17 protein-coding genes and 1 tRNA gene are annotated in these 15,567 nt (G+C 69.3%); 10 read left to right on the top strand and 8 right to left on the bottom strand.

Annotated features, from left to right (window positions below; translation table 11 throughout):
* Positions 1 to 226: 226 nt before the first annotated feature.
* Positions 227 to 706, top strand: a complete 480-nt coding sequence (locus H7965_RS10660; protein WP_186770553.1) for an RNase H family protein — start codon at positions 227 to 229, stop codon at positions 704 to 706.
* Positions 703 to 1,179, top strand: a complete 477-nt coding sequence (locus H7965_RS10655; protein ID WP_186770552.1) for a hypothetical protein — start codon at positions 703 to 705, stop codon at positions 1,177 to 1,179. Before H7965_RS10660 ends, H7965_RS10655 begins: the two co-directional genes overlap by 4 nt.
* A 111-nt stretch (positions 1,180 to 1,290) precedes the next feature.
* Here the strand turns inward: H7965_RS10655 and H7965_RS10650 are convergent, their stop codons facing one another.
* Positions 1,291 to 2,913, bottom strand: a complete 1,623-nt coding sequence (locus H7965_RS10650) for a DUF6538 domain-containing protein (RefSeq protein WP_186770551.1) — start codon at positions 2,911 to 2,913, stop codon at positions 1,291 to 1,293.
* Between the two features lie 92 nt (positions 2,914 to 3,005).
* Positions 3,006 to 3,080, bottom strand: a tRNA-Thr gene (locus H7965_RS10645).
* A 362-nt stretch (positions 3,081 to 3,442) separates the two neighbouring features.
* On the opposite strand from H7965_RS10645, the gene H7965_RS10640 reads away from it, so the two are divergent.
* Together H7965_RS10640 and H7965_RS10635 are read left to right on the top strand one after the other, a co-directional pair.
* Positions 3,443 to 4,516, top strand: coding sequence for a malate/lactate/ureidoglycolate dehydrogenase (locus H7965_RS10640; RefSeq protein WP_186770550.1), 1,074 nt, complete (start codon positions 3,443 to 3,445; stop codon positions 4,514 to 4,516).
* Positions 4,517 to 4,519: 3 nt separating this feature from the next.
* On the top strand, positions 4,520 to 5,653 hold the full coding sequence (locus H7965_RS10635; protein WP_186770549.1) for a CaiB/BaiF CoA transferase family protein: 1,134 nt from the start codon (positions 4,520 to 4,522) through the stop codon (positions 5,651 to 5,653).
* Positions 5,654 to 5,736: 83 nt separating this feature from the next.
* On the opposite strand, the gene H7965_RS10630 is transcribed toward H7965_RS10635, so the two are convergent.
* Both H7965_RS10630 and H7965_RS10625 read right to left on the bottom strand, forming a co-directional pair.
* Positions 5,737 to 6,579, bottom strand: coding sequence for a CmcJ/NvfI family oxidoreductase (locus tag H7965_RS10630; protein ID WP_186770548.1), 843 nt, complete (start codon positions 6,577 to 6,579; stop codon positions 5,737 to 5,739).
* A 50-nt stretch (positions 6,580 to 6,629) separates the two neighbouring features.
* A complete protein-coding gene (locus H7965_RS10625) occupies positions 6,630 to 6,866 on the bottom strand; it encodes a DUF1127 domain-containing protein (protein WP_186770547.1) in 237 nt (78 codons plus the stop codon).
* A gap of 91 nt (positions 6,867 to 6,957) precedes the next feature.
* On the opposite strand from H7965_RS10625, the gene H7965_RS10620 reads away from it, so the two are divergent.
* The 4 genes from H7965_RS10620 to H7965_RS10605 all read left to right on the top strand — a co-directional run bounded on the left by H7965_RS10620 (position 6,958) and on the right by H7965_RS10605 (position 9,989).
* Positions 6,958 to 7,845 (top strand): LysR family transcriptional regulator, encoded by an 888-nt coding sequence (locus H7965_RS10620; protein WP_186770546.1) that lies wholly within the window; start codon positions 6,958 to 6,960, stop codon positions 7,843 to 7,845.
* Between the two features lie 132 nt (positions 7,846 to 7,977).
* Positions 7,978 to 8,937, top strand: a complete 960-nt coding sequence (locus H7965_RS10615) for an LLM class flavin-dependent oxidoreductase (RefSeq protein WP_186770545.1) — start codon at positions 7,978 to 7,980, stop codon at positions 8,935 to 8,937.
* Between the two features lie 72 nt (positions 8,938 to 9,009).
* Positions 9,010 to 9,498 carry a tripartite tricarboxylate transporter substrate-binding protein gene (locus tag H7965_RS31710; protein WP_268239715.1) on the top strand — a complete coding sequence of 163 codons (489 nt, stop codon included), beginning with the start codon at positions 9,010 to 9,012 and terminating at the stop codon, positions 9,496 to 9,498.
* Positions 9,381 to 9,989, top strand: a complete 609-nt coding sequence (locus H7965_RS10605) for a tripartite tricarboxylate transporter substrate-binding protein (RefSeq protein ID WP_268239716.1) — start codon at positions 9,381 to 9,383, stop codon at positions 9,987 to 9,989. The genes H7965_RS31710 and H7965_RS10605 overlap by 118 nt, the downstream gene beginning before the upstream one ends.
* Before the next feature lie 65 nt (positions 9,990 to 10,054).
* Here the strand turns inward: H7965_RS10605 and H7965_RS10600 are convergent, their stop codons facing one another.
* Together H7965_RS10600 and H7965_RS10595 are read right to left on the bottom strand one after the other, a co-directional pair.
* Positions 10,055 to 10,870 (bottom strand): DUF6065 family protein, encoded by an 816-nt coding sequence (locus tag H7965_RS10600; RefSeq protein WP_186770543.1) that lies wholly within the window; start codon positions 10,868 to 10,870, stop codon positions 10,055 to 10,057.
* Between the two features lie 118 nt (positions 10,871 to 10,988).
* Positions 10,989 to 11,189 carry a hypothetical protein gene (locus tag H7965_RS10595; RefSeq protein WP_186770542.1) on the bottom strand — a complete coding sequence of 67 codons (201 nt, stop codon included), beginning with the start codon at positions 11,187 to 11,189 and terminating at the stop codon, positions 10,989 to 10,991.
* A gap of 286 nt (positions 11,190 to 11,475) precedes the next feature.
* Here H7965_RS10595 and H7965_RS10590 point away from each other — a divergent pair, with 286 nt between their 5' ends.
* Together H7965_RS10590 and H7965_RS10585 are read left to right on the top strand one after the other, a co-directional pair.
* Positions 11,476 to 11,835 carry a hypothetical protein gene (locus tag H7965_RS10590; protein ID WP_186770541.1) on the top strand — a complete coding sequence of 120 codons (360 nt, stop codon included), beginning with the start codon at positions 11,476 to 11,478 and terminating at the stop codon, positions 11,833 to 11,835.
* A 44-nt stretch (positions 11,836 to 11,879) separates the two neighbouring features.
* A complete protein-coding gene (locus H7965_RS10585; protein ID WP_186770540.1) occupies positions 11,880 to 13,901 on the top strand; it encodes a BTAD domain-containing putative transcriptional regulator in 2,022 nt (673 codons plus the stop codon).
* A gap of 49 nt (positions 13,902 to 13,950) precedes the next feature.
* On the opposite strand, the gene H7965_RS10580 is transcribed toward H7965_RS10585, so the two are convergent.
* Positions 13,951 to 14,541, bottom strand: a complete 591-nt coding sequence (locus H7965_RS10580; RefSeq protein ID WP_186770539.1) for an HD domain-containing protein — start codon at positions 14,539 to 14,541, stop codon at positions 13,951 to 13,953.
* Positions 14,542 to 14,566: 25 nt separating this feature from the next.
* Positions 14,567 to 15,547: a Bug family tripartite tricarboxylate transporter substrate binding protein gene (locus tag H7965_RS10575; RefSeq protein WP_186770538.1), complete on the bottom strand. Its 981-nt coding sequence runs from the start codon at positions 15,545 to 15,547 to the stop codon at positions 14,567 to 14,569.
* Positions 15,548 to 15,567 lie beyond the last annotated feature (20 nt).

The following is a 15,567-nucleotide window of genomic DNA, read 5'->3' as shown; positions in this document are numbered from 1 at the left end:
GGGGCGGCGTAGGTTCAACCTTGGCGGGCATGGTCTCCGCAAACGGCTGGTTTCGAGTGTCGCAGCCGAAATCTATTGCCGGTCAGCGGCTTGCACCATGCCCGTCAGCCCACGTGAATGATCCGGGTACAGCACCCTCCATTCGCTTACACCACGAATTCCGGCGGGAAGGCGCCGGCAGACGATGCTGCGTGCTCCGCATTCTCAAGCCGCAAAGGATGAAATGATGAGCGCGAACGCATCTTCAGCAAACTCTGCCACGCTGTCTTCCCCGTTTGTAGAAATCTGGCTTTTTGGAAGCTGCAACCCGAAGACCAAAGCCGGTGTATGGTCCGCAATCTTGCAGCGACCCGACACCGATGAGCAGGAAGTAAGCGGAGCGGAGGCCTGTACCACTTTTGCCAGAATGGAACTGACCGCCGCGATCAGAGCCATCGAGATGCTCACGAAGCCCTGCCGTGCGGTCATTCATAGCAACGAATATCTTGTATTGGGTATCAAGAAGTGGCTGCCATGGTGGCAGATAACATCGTGGCGCAACGCGGCAGGTGAGTGCATCAAGAATGTGGATCTCTGGATGCCGCTCCAGCAGGCTACGGCGCAGCTTGATCTCGAATGTTGCCTGTTCCGCCCAGACGTAGATGCAGGGATGAAGCGTCGCCTGAAGCGGCTTGCAAAGGCAGCAAGCCAGGGCGGCACGGCATGAGGTCCCATGAGCCTATCGCCGTCACCGTTTTGACGCTGCCGCCCAAACGCGTTGAGGATGATCCAACTCATGTTCATTGGCTTACCCATCGGCCAGAGGTGAAGGTCACCACCACGAAGGCCAACGGGCTAAACAAGTTTTGCCGCAAGATTGTTGCCCTTGGCATGTCGGGACCCGCTCAGGTCAGGGGCAAGGAGGGCGATCTAAGGTTCGCCTTAAGTAGCATCGAGGAGATGGCGCGCTGGAACCTCTACGAGTCCGATTCACGAGGCTTCTACTGGAAGCTCTACAGCCCGTTCCCCTTGAGCGGTGCCATCAGGATGGCGACGGTGGAGGGTATCAAGGCCGTAGTGGAAGACGACCTAGAGAAGCATCCATCCGATACCAGCGGCCTGCCTGTAGCCCTTTCCGTCGGTGAGCCAGGACATGGCCGTCGGGAAGCACAATGCCTGTCGGTGCTGCCAACGCCATAGCCTGAGTACCACACTAAAGATACTCTTGGCCCAATAAAGTGGGTGCCAGAGGAGCGCTGTTGGACCCGATTTCCGGGCCTTGGACGGCTCCTCTGGCGCCTCGGCCAACTCCTAGTGAGTTGATGGCTGGTGGGCTTCCTGGGGCATTGCCGGGGCGGCACGGGCTTGGTCCCGCACTGCGAGCGGCGACGGGACCTTCCGAAGCTCTTTCAGCACCTCATCGGGCATTCCGCGATAGCCCTTGCCGTAGCCGGCGCCGGCATTGCGCGGGTTGTGTCTCCCGGTAATAGCGTCCTGGGCTTCTTCGGTAACCCTAGCCTTCCGAAGTTCGTCCTCCATACGGTGCCGCCAAGAATGTGCAGGAGCCTTCCGGGGATTGGTGATGCCCAGGTCCCTTCGCACCCACCTGCCGAGTGCACTGGTGGCCGCGACAGTTCGCGTGCCGTCACGCGCTACGGTGAGGTCGGGGAACAGCGAACCGTCGCCACCAATCGGCAGCACGCCCACATAGGCCAGGAAGCCTTCCTCGATCACGCTGGGATGGAGGGGGAGCATGCGCTGGAACGTAGCGTTTTTGCCCGCTCTCGCTGCGGTCGGTCGAATATCGAGAATCCAAACCCCAGCCTCCTGCCGCACGTCCTTCCGCCGAAGCTCGACAATCTCGCTGATGCGGGCGCCGGTGAAGCAGAGCAGCCACGGCAGCCACCGGCGCCAGCCAGTTGCTCCACGAGCCGCTTGCAGGATTGCGGCGGCCTCGTCGTCCGTGAAGCCGTCCCGCGCGGTCTCGCCTCGCTTGGCTGGCCGTGGGGCCATGCTGGCGAATGGGTTCATGAGCAGGTGCTTGTTCTGCACGCCCCATTTGCAGACGGCACCGCACCCCATCACGTCATCCGCGACGGTCTCAACGCTGATCCTCTCGGCCAGTCGCCTTCCCTTGAACGTCACCACGTCCTCTGGGCGGACACGGCGAAGATCGTCGAAGCCCAATATGCGAGCGACGTGGGCGAATGCCGTTCGGTAACGCCTCAGTGTCGCTGGCGCCGGCTGCCTTTCGGTAGCCCAGGCATCGAGCAGTTTCCGCGCTGGCATTGCCGGAGCAGACGGTCCCTGCGACTCAGAAGGAACGCCTTGCGCACCGCCGGCGGGTGGGAACCGGTCAGCGTAGCCGTCGCGCGACCAGTCCCCGCGCGCTCGTCTGAGCCGAAGTCGGGCAAGCGCAACCCTTGCGTAGAACAGCTCGACTGCAATCCTACGAACGCTGGCATGATCCGGTGACAAGCCACCAGCTGCGGCTCGCGCGGCCGCTTCTGCGAGGTCAGATCGGCCCGGGACGAACTCAGGCCGCCAGTGACCGCCATCGTCCAGGTTGTGTCCTAGGTCCGTCGGCTCGGCCTCGTCCTCCAGCAACTCGACGGCCCGTTCAGCGTCTTCCGCCGCGCCGGGTTCACTCTCCACAGCCGCAGCACCTTCTCGGTAATACACCCCCGCAAGTTCGGCCACCCGGCGATCCGACAGGGGCACTCCGTCGCCTCGGGATCGCAGCCCGGCTCCCGCAATCAGTGCTTCGATGCGGGTGATGACGCCAGGCGCCAACCGCTTCGCTTCAGCGGGGTCCTTGGTGCCGAGACTTTCAATCAGCTCCGATTTGCCACCGAAGAGGTGACGCAACGGGGCCGGGATGCCCTTGCGGATGCGGTAGACCTGGGACTTGGGATGCTTGACGGGCCGGATCATCGGAAGAGCCATTTGGGACACCCCTTTGGATCACCAGAGGGTTGCCAAGCTCCTGATCTGCTTGAAAATCCTAACACCTCAAAGGCGTAGGATGGTGCTGCCAGAGAGGATTGAACTCTCGACCTCTCCCTTACCAAGGGAGTGCTCTACCACTGAGCTACGGCAGCTTGCCGGCGCGAACGCGCGGGCTTCCTAGCTTTCTCCGAGGGGCGGCGCAACCCCGAAGCTGAGGAACAGCGCAGCGACCTTGAGGGCCGGCATGCCGCTGACCCGCGGCTTCCGGACCGTTCCGGGTCCATCCCGGCCCGAGCCAACGCCGCCGACGCCAGATCCGGCATCGGGATCGCCGGCCCACGCCCTGGCAGCGGCAACCGGAGCGTCCCCGAACGCATCAGCGCCGGCCTGGCTGCCAACCATCCGCCGAGGCGTGGTCGAAGCCGCGGCGGTGACGTCGCATGGTGGCGTTGACCCGGCCCGGCCCTCCTGCCTACCGTTGCTCACACAGGAAGAAGCGAGGAAACGGCGGGCCATGCTCATCCGGGCGGAGACGCTGCAGGCCGCGATCACGCAGATGCTGCGGGCAGCGGGAACGGAAGACGCAGCGGCGCATGTGGTCGCGGCGGATCTGCTGGAAGCCAATCTGCAAGGCCACGACAGCCACGGCGTGCAGCTCGCGCCGCGCTACGTGCTCAACGTGCTGGACGGCAAGCTGCATCCGAACGCCGCGGCGCAGGTAGCGCGGCGGGACGGGCCAATCCTGGTGGTGGATGGCGGCATGGGCTTCGGCCAGGTGGTCGGGCGCCAGGCGATGGATATGGCCATCGCCGTTGCGCGCGATGCCGGCACCGGGCTGCTGGCGCTCCGCAACACGCACCATCTCGGCCGCATCGGCGCCTATGGCGAGCGCGCGGTGGCGGCCGGCATGCTCTCCATCCACTTCGTCAACGCGGTCTCCGGCCCCCCGGTGGTGGCGCCCTTCCGTGGCAGCGAGGCGCGCTTCGGCACCAACCCGATCTGCATCGCCATCCCGCCGGCGACACCGGATGCACGGCCGCTGGTCCTCGACTTCGCCACCAGCGCGATTGCCATTGGCAAGGTCCGCGTCGCGCATGCGGCGGGGAAGGCGCTGCCGGAGAATTGCCTGGTGGACCACGGCGGCAGGCCGACCACCGATCCCGCCGCCATGTACGGCGGCGGCCCGCGCGGCGCACTGCTGCCCTTCGGCGGACATAAGGGATCCGGCCTGGCGCTGATGTGCGAGATCCTGGCCGGCGCGCTGACCGGCGGCGGCACCAACCAGCCGGCCACGCCGAAGGACCGCGGCATCGTCAACGGCATGTTCACCATCATTCTCGATCCCACCCGCTTCGGCAACATCGAGGCCTTCCGGGCGGAGACCGCGGCGATGGTCGCGCATGTCAAGACCTCCGCCCCCGGCGGCGACCAGCCGGTGCTGGTGGCCGGCGAGCAGGAACAGCTCACCAAGGCCGAGCGGCTGCGCAAGGGCATCCCGGTGCCCGATGCGACCTGGGAAGAACTCTGCGACGCCGCCGGGCGGGTCGGCATCACGCGCGGCGACCTCGCCGCCCTGGCAGGAATCTGAGCAATGGGCACGACACCGCTTGCCGGGCTGAAGGTGGTCGAGGTGGGGCAGGCCGTGGCCGCGCCGCTCGCCGGCGTCATCCTGGCCGAACTCGGCGCCGAAGTGATCAAGGTGGAGAAGCCGGAGGGCGGCGACGACGCGCGCCTCTGGGGTCCGCCCTGGGTTGGCGAGACGGGGCTGAGCTTCCACGCCTACAACCGTGGCAAGCGAGGCGTGACGCTCGATCTGAAATCACCCGCCGATGTCGCGCAGCTGAAGACGCTGGCCAAGGACGCGGACATCCTGATCCAGAACCTCCGACCCGGCGTGGTGGAGGAGCTGGGTATCGGGCCGGAGGACATGCTCGCCGCCAATCCGCGGCTGATCTACTGCTCCATCTGGGCCTTCGGCTACACCGGGCCGCTGCGCCTCGCGCCGGGCTTCGACCCGCTGCTGCAGGCCTATGGCGCGATGATGAGCGTGACCGGCGGGCCCGATGATCCGCCCACCTTCGCCGGGGCGGCGATCAACGACAAGACGACGGCGATGTGGTGCGTGATCGGCGCGCTGGCGGCGCTTCGCCAGCGCGACGCGACGGGCCAGGGCTGCGTCGTGGATACCTCGCTCTTCGAAAGCGCGGTCGCCCTGGTGGAGACGCCGTTGAACGGCTACCTCGCCAGCGGCCGGATGCCGCCGCGGCACGGCACCGGCAGCCCCAATCTGGTGCCCTACCAGACCTTCGACACCGCCGACCGGCCAATCTGCGTCGCCGCTGGCAACCAGCGCCTATGGGTGAAGTTCACCCAGGCCGTGGGCCATCCGGAGTGGGCCGAGGATCCGCGCTTCCGCACCGGCCGCGACCGCACCGCCAACCGCGCCCCGCTGGTCGCCGCCATCAGCCCGGTGCTGCTGGAGCGGACGCGCGAGCATTGGATGGAGGCCTTCACCCGCGCCGGCGTGCCCTGCGCGCCGGTGAACAACCTGGCGGAGCTGGCGGAAACGCCGCAGCTTGCCGCGATGGATCTGCTGCGGACGCTGCCGGGGACCGATCTGCGCGTGGTCGGCGTGCCGATCTCCTTCGACCGCGAAAGGCCACGCCCGCGCACGGCGGCGCCCAGCCTTGGCCAGGACAACCAGCAGGTGCTGAACAGGAAATAGGACCGAAAGGCTGCGGCGGATCGGCTTGCGGATATCAACGCGACCCGCTGCAGCATGCGCCCGGACGAATCCGGACCACACCATCACGCGCGGTGGAACACCAATGCCCGGAGCTCGATGCTTTCGCGCGGCGGGGCGTCGGCCGGGGCGGATGGGTCGATGAAGGCGGTGTGCGGCACGAAGCGGGCGCGCCCGTCGGTGGCGCTGTCGAAGCACTTCAGCAGCAGCACCTCATCTGGCTGCATCGCGGGCATGTAGAACCAGCGATGCGCCGGATTGTAGCGCGCATAGTAGAGTTCCCCGACCCGGTCCGGGTAGATGAGGTCGGCGGGCACCAGATCCCTGGCGGCAACGCTCCGGGCATCCGCCATCGCGAGTGGCGCATCAAGGACCGGACCCCGGATTGGCCGCCAGAGGTTGATGATCTGCACGCGGCCGCGCAGCAGGGTGTCGGCCTCCGCGGGCAGCAGGTCGCGGACGCGCTGCGGCCCTGATCGCTCGGTCTGGTCCACATGAACGCGCGTCACCGGCTGGCGCTGCCCGCCGCTGCGGTCCTCCTGGCCCGGGACCCTGCGGCGCAGCGTGTGGTCGAAGACATGGACGCGGTCGGCCCCGGTGATCTCCTGCAGCAGGCGCGTCGCCTCCGGGTAGACCACCTCGCGGATGTCCGCGTCATCCTCATAGCCCGGCACCGAGGAGCGGTGACGGACGATGCCGAAGCCGTGCTCGTCCAGGGAAACCTCCTCGGCGATCGGGCGCAGGTCGTGGATCGGCACCTCGCGCGGGTCAGGGACGGCGTTGCTGCGCGGCTCGCCGTCCGGCGGGTCATAGGTGAAGTTCCGCAGCCTGGTCACGGAGGGTGCGACGTAGTTCAGGACCGCCCGCAGGGTGCCGGCCTCGGGCTGGCTTATCAGCGTCGTGCTCATTGCTTTCTCGTCCTCTCAGGGTGTTGCCGCTGGTGCGAAGGCGATGCCGCTCAGTCGCGCCAGGGGAGCTTCCGGGACTCGATGGCGACGTCGTAGGCGGTGATGCCGGCGTCCCGCCGCTCCCGCCCGCTCAGCCCGCGCAATTCGTCGCGCTCGCGGATCCGGCCCAGCCAGCGGGCGAGCGCCCCGCGCCAGCGCCCGCCAGAGTCGCTGGCCTGGAGGCGCGCCAGCCCACCGGCGGGATGAGACAGGGCAATTTCGGGAAAGCTGGTACGAATGTGGGACACGGTCGGTTTCTCCTTTGCTGCCCATCTTGGCCGTGCCGCGGGGGACGATAATCCGCTATCGAGGATCCGGATTGCTGAACTGGAGTCCTGAATGGGCCAGTCCGACGAGATGGCCGCCTTCCTGCGCATCATTGATCGAGGCGGCTTCGCCGCGGCCGCCAGAGGCTCGCCCCTGACGCCCTCGGCCCTTTCCAAGCTCGTGCAGCGGCTCGAGGCGCGGCTTGGCGTCCGGCTGCTGACCCGCACCACGCGCCGGATCGCCCTGACGGCGGAGGGCGAGACCTATGTCGCGCGCGCCCGCGACATCCTGGCGATGATCGAGGCTGCGGAGGCCGAGGTGACCGCCGCCCGCGGCCGGCCACGCGGGCATCTACGGGTGAACACCGGCACGGCCTATGCGCGGCAGCGGCTGATCCCCATCCTTCCGGCCTTCTTCGAACGCTACCCCGACATCACCCTCGACCTCGCGCTGACCGACAGGCGCGTGGATCTGTTGGAGGATGGCGCCGATGTGGTGCTGCGCACCGGAGCGCTCGAGGACTCCTCGCTGGTCGCCCGCAAGATCGCCGACGGCCGCCGCGTGATCTGCGCCGCGCCCGCCTACCTTGCCCGCCGCGGTGCGCCGCAACGGCCGGAGGATCTGCTGCGGCACGACTGCATCGTGCTGCACGGCCTCGCCCGCCTGACGGCCTGGCCGTTCCGCAGCGCCACCGGGATCGTGACCCTGCTCGTGCGTGGGCCGCTGACCACCGACAGTGCCGAGGCGTTGCGTGACATGGCGCTGACCGGCCTCGGAATCATCCGGGTGAGCGAGTTCCTGGTGCGCGACGCCATCCGGGACGGCCGGCTGCTCCCGCTGCTGGAGGCGTATCACGCCTCGGAGGAGGTGCCGGTCTGGGCGCTCACCGCGCCGGGGCGACACCGCATGCCCCGCATCCAGGCCTTCATCGATTTCGTCGCGGCGCAGGCTGGCGAGTAGCCGGCGTGGCGGCGTGCGCCTGCACACCAAGCGAAGCTGGCGGGTCGTCCCAATGGCCAGCCTCCACATCCCATTCGCCATCCCGGCACCGCGTCCTATGCTGCCGTGAAACAGGCGAGGAGAGGCGGGATGGTGGCGCCACGCATTGGATACCTGCTGCCGACGCGTGAGCGCGTCATGGAAGGCCAGCACGAAACCGGCCCGCTGCTGGCCCTGGCGGAGCGGGCGGAGGCGCTGGGCTATGATTCCATCTGGGTCGGCGACAGCCTGCTCGCCCGCCCACGGCATGACCCGATGACCCTGCTGGCCGCTGTCGCCGCCCGCACCCGGCGCGTTGAGATGGGCACCGCGGTGCTGCTGCCGGCGCTGCGCAACCCGGTGCTGCTGGCGCATCAATGGGCCACGCTGGACCGGCTCGCCGAGGGACGGATGATCCTCGGTGTCGGCATCGCCTCCAACGTGCAGAACATCCGCGATGAATTCGAGGCTGCGGGCGTGCCCTGGGACAAGCGCCTCGGCCGGATGCTGGAAGGGCTGCGCCTTTGCCGTGCTCTCTGGACCGGGGAGCCGGTGGAATGGGACGGCCGCTGGCGGGTGAAGGCGGGCACGCTCGGGCCGACGCCGCACCGCCCCGGCGGGCCGCCGATCTGGGTCGCCGGCAATGCCGAGCCGACGATCGAGCGGGTCGGCCGCCACTTCGACGGCTGGTTCCCCAATGGGCCGACCCCGGCGCAGTATGCCGAGACCTGGCGCGCCATGCAGGCCGCCGCGCAGGCCGCCGGGCGGCCCCCGGGCGCCATCACCGGCGCCGCCTACCTGACCCTGGCGGTGGATGAGAATGCCGCCCGCGCGCATGAGCGGATGGACCGCTTCCTGGCGCAATACTATGGCCAGCGACCCGATGTGATGCGCAAGCGCCAGGCCTGTTTCGCCGGCCCGCTCGCCGCCGCGCGGGAATGGCTCGCGGCCTATGCCGAGGCCGGGGTGACGCATTTCGCGCTGCGCTTCGCCGGCGAGCATGAACGGCAACTCGAACTGCTGGCCAGGCTCCGTGACGATCTCCGTTTGCCAGCGCCGAGGCATGCGGGATGATCGCCCGGACGGTTCCGTCATAGGCCGCCGCAGGGCCGGGAGATGGGGTCGCCGCACAACCGGAGAGTCGCGATGCCCCGCTTCCTGCTGATCCTGCTGCTGCTGCTGCTGCTGCTGCTGCTGCTGACACCCCAGGCGAGCGCGCAGTTCCCCGAGCCGGGCCGCCCGGTGACCGTCATCGTGCCCTACCCGCCGGGCGGCGGCAGCGACATCTCCGCCCGTGCCCTGGCGCCGGTGCTTGAACGCGAGCTGGGCGTGCCGGTGGTGATCGTGAACCGGCCCGGCGCGAATTCGCAGATCGGCCTGGCGCAGACCGCGCGGGCCCGGCCGGACGGCTACACCTTGTGCTACGGGCTCTGGCCCTCGACCATCACCCTCTACCTCGACCCGTCGCGCAACGCGGCTTCACCCGGGACAGCTTCACGCCGCTGGCGATGCATGTCATCGACCCTGGCAGCATCATCGTTCGCGCCGACAACCCGCTGCGCACGCTGGCCGACCTCATCGCCGAGGCGCGGGCGCGGCCGGGTGCGTTGCGCGTTTCCGACCCCGGCATCCTGAGCTGGGAGCATCTCGCCTCCCTGGCGCTGCAGAAACAACACGGGCTCAGCGTCAACCAGATCCACTACCAGGGCTCGGCGCCGGCCCAGCTCGCGCTGCTCGCCGGCGAGACCGATGTCGCGCTGGTTGCCGCCGGCACCGCCATGGCCCAGAGCCGTGCCGGCGCCACCCGCACCCTCGCGCTTCTGGACGATCAGGAGAGCGCCTTCCTACCCGGCGTGCCGACCGCCGCATCGCAGGGCACGCGCATCGTGACCGGCTCCGCGCGCGGCTTCGTCGGCCCGGCCGGGCTGCCTCCGACGGTGGGCAGCACGCTGGCCGAGGCACTGGCGCGCGCCATCACCGGCGCCGAGCACCAGCGGAAGATGCAGGAGCTGGGGCTGCCGGTCCGCTTCATGCCCCCGGCCGAGTTCAGCGCCTATTGGTCCGCCGAGGAAGCGAAGCTGGCGCCGTTGGTACGGGAGGTGGTGGGCAGTGGCCGCGCCAACTGACCTGAGCGGACGGTGGGTGAGCCAGCCACATGAATGCAAGCCGGGCGTTTCCTACTCCGGGCACCTCACCGCTCCCGAAGCCCGGCACCCACCGCCTGGGCCGCCATCGTCGCTGCCCTGTGTGGGCAGCCGCCGCCGCGCCGCCGGCGCCGTGCCTCGGCGGCATAGTGGCCCGGCTGGTGCGCCGGGTCCTGGTTCGGGGCGACGATGTCGCGGTGGTAGTCGGCCCAGTCGCCGGCGCTGAAGCCCGCAAGGCCGGCGACCAGCCCGGCACCGTTCAGCACCGCATCGGCATAGGCGACCTGCGGGATCGGCTGGACCTGCAGGATCGGCTCATTGGCGTGGAACCGGATCGGCGTGTCGGTGCGGGTCAGCCGCAGGTTGGTGAACAGTGGGCCGAACCAGCGGTCGGTCTCGATCACGCCCTCATAGGGTTCATAGCCGGGGTGGCGTGGCAGGTTGGCCAGCGGCCGCACCAGCAGGCTCCAGCCCGGAGCGGTGCGGGCGGCGAGGCCCGACCACAGCTGCACCACGCCGGGCTCCTGCAGCGCGGTCAGGAAGGGCGGCGAGTAGCGCCGGACTTCGGCCGGCGCCGCGGCATCGAAGCGTTCGGCGAAATGCGGAAATTGCGCGGCACCGAGCGGAGACCAGTCGTCCAGCCCCTCGCAATGCCACCAGAGCTGCGCGCCATCCCACAGCAGGCTGAAATCCATTGCCGGATAGACGTGCCAGCCAAAGCCCGCTGCCGAGGTCACCGCGTCGCAGTAGCGGAAGGCACGGGTCGGCAGGCTACCGAGGCCGCTGCGGTCGGCCCGCTCGGGCGGGCGCAGCGTGTCGATCAGCCGGTAGAAGGTGACGATCGGGCTGGCGGCGGCAGTCATGCGGGACTCTCTCTTCCTCCAGGGGAAAGCAGGAGCGGATCGCGAGGGGCGTGAAACCGCTCCACAAACAATGGGCTACGGCGGGTGAAGGGGTGGCCCACCTTCACCCGCCGCCCGATCAGCCGCGGCGCATGCCGGCGCCGAGGCGCACCCGCCCGGCATCGGCGATCGCCGTCGGCCGGGTGCCGCCCTTCATGCCAGCGCCGAAGCGGGTCTGGCCCGGGGCGACCGGCGGGGCCGGGCGGGCGGAGCGCAGCATGCCAGCGCCGAGGCGAACCAGACCGGCATCGGCGATATGGGCGGGGAGGATGGGGCGCATGGAGGTCTCCGGTCATGAGCGTTGGGGGGCCAGGGGCGGCGGACGCTCAACTCGCTGCCCGGGGGAACATTATAGGAACATAACGAAAGTTGCAAGATACTTTTCCTGTTCAGGCGAATTTTCCTTGAAGTCTCGCAGCATCCCTGGCTTGCGTCCTGGCAGCCCGCCGCCACCACGCCGCCCGGTTGATTTTACGTCGCCTTGACGCCTTTGCCGTGAAACTCACGCGCCGCTGCCCGCGACCAGCGTTATGGCTGCAAGGCGCACCAATCGCCGGAAACCTGCCATGCTGCACCGCACCACCGAGACCACGCTCTCCATTCCCGGCTGCGGGACCGGGTTGCTGCGGGTGTTCGAGACCGCCAGGTGCTTCCTCGCCTGCCGCGCCCGCGCCGCCGCCCTCGCCGATGGCAGCATCCCGGTAGGCAGCCTTGCCGCGGCGATCGAGCGCGACGTCCTGGCTTTCGACCTGCCACGCGCCGAGCGTGCGCTGCGCGAAGCGGTGATTGCCATCGATCCGGATTTTGCCTTCGCCGGCACCATCGGAGCGGGCTGCCTGGCAGCGCCGGACGATGCCGCGACTCCCGGCTGCCCCTGGCGTCGGCCCGCCTGCGCCAGAGCCATGGCCGATATCGCGACGATGTGAAGTCTGCAGGTGACGCGCCCTCCACTTCGGTTAAGCTCCGTTGCATGGGCGTATCTCTCACCGCGACTCTGCACGCCGATGCTCCGCCCGCGCCGGCCCTGGCGCCGCCCCCGAAGGCAGGCCCCTGCCTGCGCCTCGTGCTGATCGGCCGCATGGAGGCCTGGAGCCTCGCCAGCGTGCAGGTGCTGCCGCGGACCCGGAAGGCGCGGGCGCTGCTGGCGGTGCTCGGCATGGCGCTGGGCACGCCGGTGCCTCGCCTGCGGCTTGCCGAACTGCTGTGGTCGCGCCGCGCGATTGAGCAGCAGCGTGGCTCGCTGCGCCAAGCACTGCACGAACTGCAGGAAGCACTTTCCCCGGTCGGCGTGCCGCTGCTCGAGTCGACGCGCGAGGCGGTGATGCTGCGTGCCGGTCAGGTCTGGGTCGATGCCATCGAGGCGGCGCGCACCGGCCAGGGGCGGCCGGAGGGCCTCGATCTGCTGACCGGGGAGCTGCTGGCCGACCTCGACGGCCTCGACCCCGCCTTCGACATATGGCTGGCCGACCAGCGCCGCCGGCTGCACGATGCCGCCATCGCCCAGGCGGCGCTGCTGCTGGACCAGGCCGAAGCGCCGGCCGCCGCGGCGGCGGCGGCCCGCCGGCTGCTCGGATTCGATCCGGCCAATGAGGGCGCCTGGCGGGCACTGATCCGCGCCGAGGCCGGCCGTGGTGACCGTGGCGCCGCGCTGGCGGCCTTCGAATCCTGCCGTGGCCTGCTGGCGGAGCGCTTCGGCGCCACGCCCTCGCCGGAAACCGAGGCGCTGGCCGAGGCGCTGCGGATGGCCGGCCTATTCCCGCCGGTGCTGCGCGCGCCGCCGCAGCCACCGGCGCCGCGCAGCGGGTCGCGCGGCGCCCGGCTCGGCGTGCCGCCGCTGCGGGTGATCGGCGCGGTGGAACAGCATCTTTCGATCGGCCTGGCCGAGGAGATCACCGCCGCTCTTGCACGCTTCCGCTGGATCTTCGTGGTCGACAGCGCCTCCCTCGCCCAGGCCGCCGCCGAGCGTGGCGAGGAGCTGGCGGCGAATGCCCTGGGGCTCGACTTCCTGCTGGCCGGGACAGTGCAGCGGTCGGGCGACCGGGTGCGCGTGCTGCTGCGGCTGACCGACCTGCACGACAATGCCGGGCTGGTCTGGACCGGCCGCTTCGACCGCGACGCCAGCGACATCCTCGCCCTGCAGGATCAGGTCGCGGCCGAGGTGGTCGCCCGCATCGACCCGGAAATCCTGCTGATCGAGGCAAGCCGCGCCAGCGCCCGCGGCGCCGTTAATGCCTCGGCCTATGATCTGCTGCTGCGGGCGATCGCGGCGATCCACCGGCTGGACCGCAGCGGCTTCCTCGCCGCCGATGGCTGGCTGCGGGAGGCGGTGGCGCTGGAGCCGGAGAATGCCTCGGCGCATGCTTGGCATGCCTACTGGCATTTATTCCTAGTAGGCCAGGGCTGGGCCAGCGACGAGGCTGGCTCCATGACCGAGGCCGAGCGGCTGGCGCAGCGGGCCATCGCGCTGGATCCGCTGGACGCCCAGGCGCTGACCATCTTCGGCCATGTCCGCGCCTTCCTGCACCACCGGCTGGACGAAGGCATCGCGCTGCATGAGCGGGCGCTGGCGCTGAACCCCAATCTGGCGATGGCCTGGGTCTTCTCCGGCATGGCGCTCAGCTACCTCGGGCAGCATGAGGCGGCGTTGCGCCGGCTGGACCGCTACGCCCAGCTCGCGCCTTGCCATCCGCACGCATTCTTCTTCGATGCGGCGCGCGGCATTCCGCTGCTGTGCCTGGGCCGCCATGCCGAGGCGGTGAAGGTGGGCCGCAAGGCAACCGCGCTACACGCCGGGCTAAGCTACCCATACAAGACGCTGCTCTCGGCGCTCGGCCATCTCGGCCAGGCGGAGGAGGCCGCAGCGGTGCGGGCGCGGCTGCTGGTGATCGAGCCGGATTTCACCCTGGGCCGGGCGCTGCGCCGCACCCCGCTGCGCCGCGCCGAGGACCTGGCGCATTACGAGGCGGGGCTGCGGGCGGCCGGGTTCGACTAGAGCGGATCGCCAGAGGGCGGAAACGCCCGGAGGCGTGAATACGCTCCTGCTACTTGCCGTGCCGCAGGTAGATCGGCGTCTTTCCCATCTGGCGGAAGGCGTGGTCGGCGGCGAAGAGGTCGGCGTAGTGCAGCACCTGCGCTTCCAGGTTGCGGCCGTGGAAGGGCGCATTGGTCGCATGCGTCGCCACCGTGCTGACAACCGTGTGCGGGAAGCCCAGCTCCTTCAGCAGCATCCCGCCGATGACGCCATGCGGCAGCTCGTGGAACAGCGGCGTATGGCCGGCACCGTCGCCTTCCTTCGCATAGAGCAGCGGCTTGTCGACATCATGCAGGATAAGGATGGAGACCAGCACGTCGGGGTCGAATTCCACGCCCCAATCGGCGGCGGCGCGCTTGCCGAGGTCGACGCCGGCGCGCGTCACCTCGTTCACATGCCGCATCAGCGGGTAGGTCGGCGAGCCGGGCGAGAAGGGCATGTCCTCCAGCTTCTCATGGCTGGAGGAGGCCCAGGCGCTGACCCAGGCGGTCACCACCTTCTCCCGCACCGGCGGCGAGAGCAGGTCGAGGCCGAACAGCCAGTCTTCCACTGCCTGGCGCCGCCAATTGCTGCCGGTGTCGATGTGGTAGGGCTCGGTCATCGGAGTGGCTCCAGGTGAAAGGCGCTCAGTCGATCCGGATATTCGCCATGCGCACCATATCGGCGAAGAAAGTGATCTGCTGCTCGCGGAAGGTGGCGAATTCCTCGGGCGTGTTGGCGCGCGGCAGGGCGCCGAGGGTGTGCAGCCGCTCCAGCACCGCGGCGTCGCGGATGGTCGCGTTCAGCTCCGTGCTCAGCCGCTGGATCACCTCGCGCGGCGTGCCGGCGGGGGCGAAGAGGCCGTTCCATTCATAGGTTTCAAAGCCGGGCAGGGTCTCCACCATGGCCGGCACGCCGGGCAGCACGGGAATAGGCTCCGGGCCGCAATGCGCCATCACCCGGGCTTCCTTCGAGGCGAAGATCGGCACCGAGCCCGGCACATTGCTGAATTGCAGCGGCACCCGGCCGGAGATCAGGTCGCTCCGCGCCGCGGCGATGTCGCGGTAGACGACGTGATTGATCTGCACGCCGGCCCGGTGGTTGAAGAACTCGAGCGAGACATGCTGCACCGTGCCGATGCCGGTCGAGGCGCAATCGAGCTTGCCGGGGCTTGCCTTGGCGAGCGCGATCAGCTCCGGGATGGCCTTCGGCGCGAAGGCATTGGTGGCGTGCAGCGTGTTGGGCGAGACCATGGTGAGGAAGACCGGCAGCAGGTCCCGCCGCGTGTCATAGGCAAGCCGGCTGCCGAACAGCGACGGGTTCACCGAATGCGCCGTCGCGTCGTACAGCAGCGTGTAGCCATCCGCCGGCGCCCGGGCGACCGCCTGGGCAGCGATGGTGCCGGCGGCGCCCGGCCGGTTCTCCACCACGAATTGCTGTCCGATCCGCGCCGAGAGCCCGGAGAGGATGATGCGGGAGACGACATCCGCCGTGCCGCCCGGGCTGTAGGCGTTGATCACCCGCACGCTGCGCGACGGGTAGGCGCCCTGCGCCCGCAGCAGCCCCGGTGCCGCCAGCATGCCGCCCGCCAGCGCCAGCACGCGGCGCCGGCCATATCCCGTGTCCATGATCATTCCTTTCCCCCCTG

This window comes from Siccirubricoccus deserti (assembly GCF_014283215.1).
Classification (GTDB): domain Bacteria; phylum Pseudomonadota; class Alphaproteobacteria; order Acetobacterales; family Acetobacteraceae; genus Siccirubricoccus; species Siccirubricoccus deserti.
The sequence above is the reverse complement of the archived record's forward strand: the minus strand, read 5'-3'. Positions and strand labels throughout refer to the sequence as shown.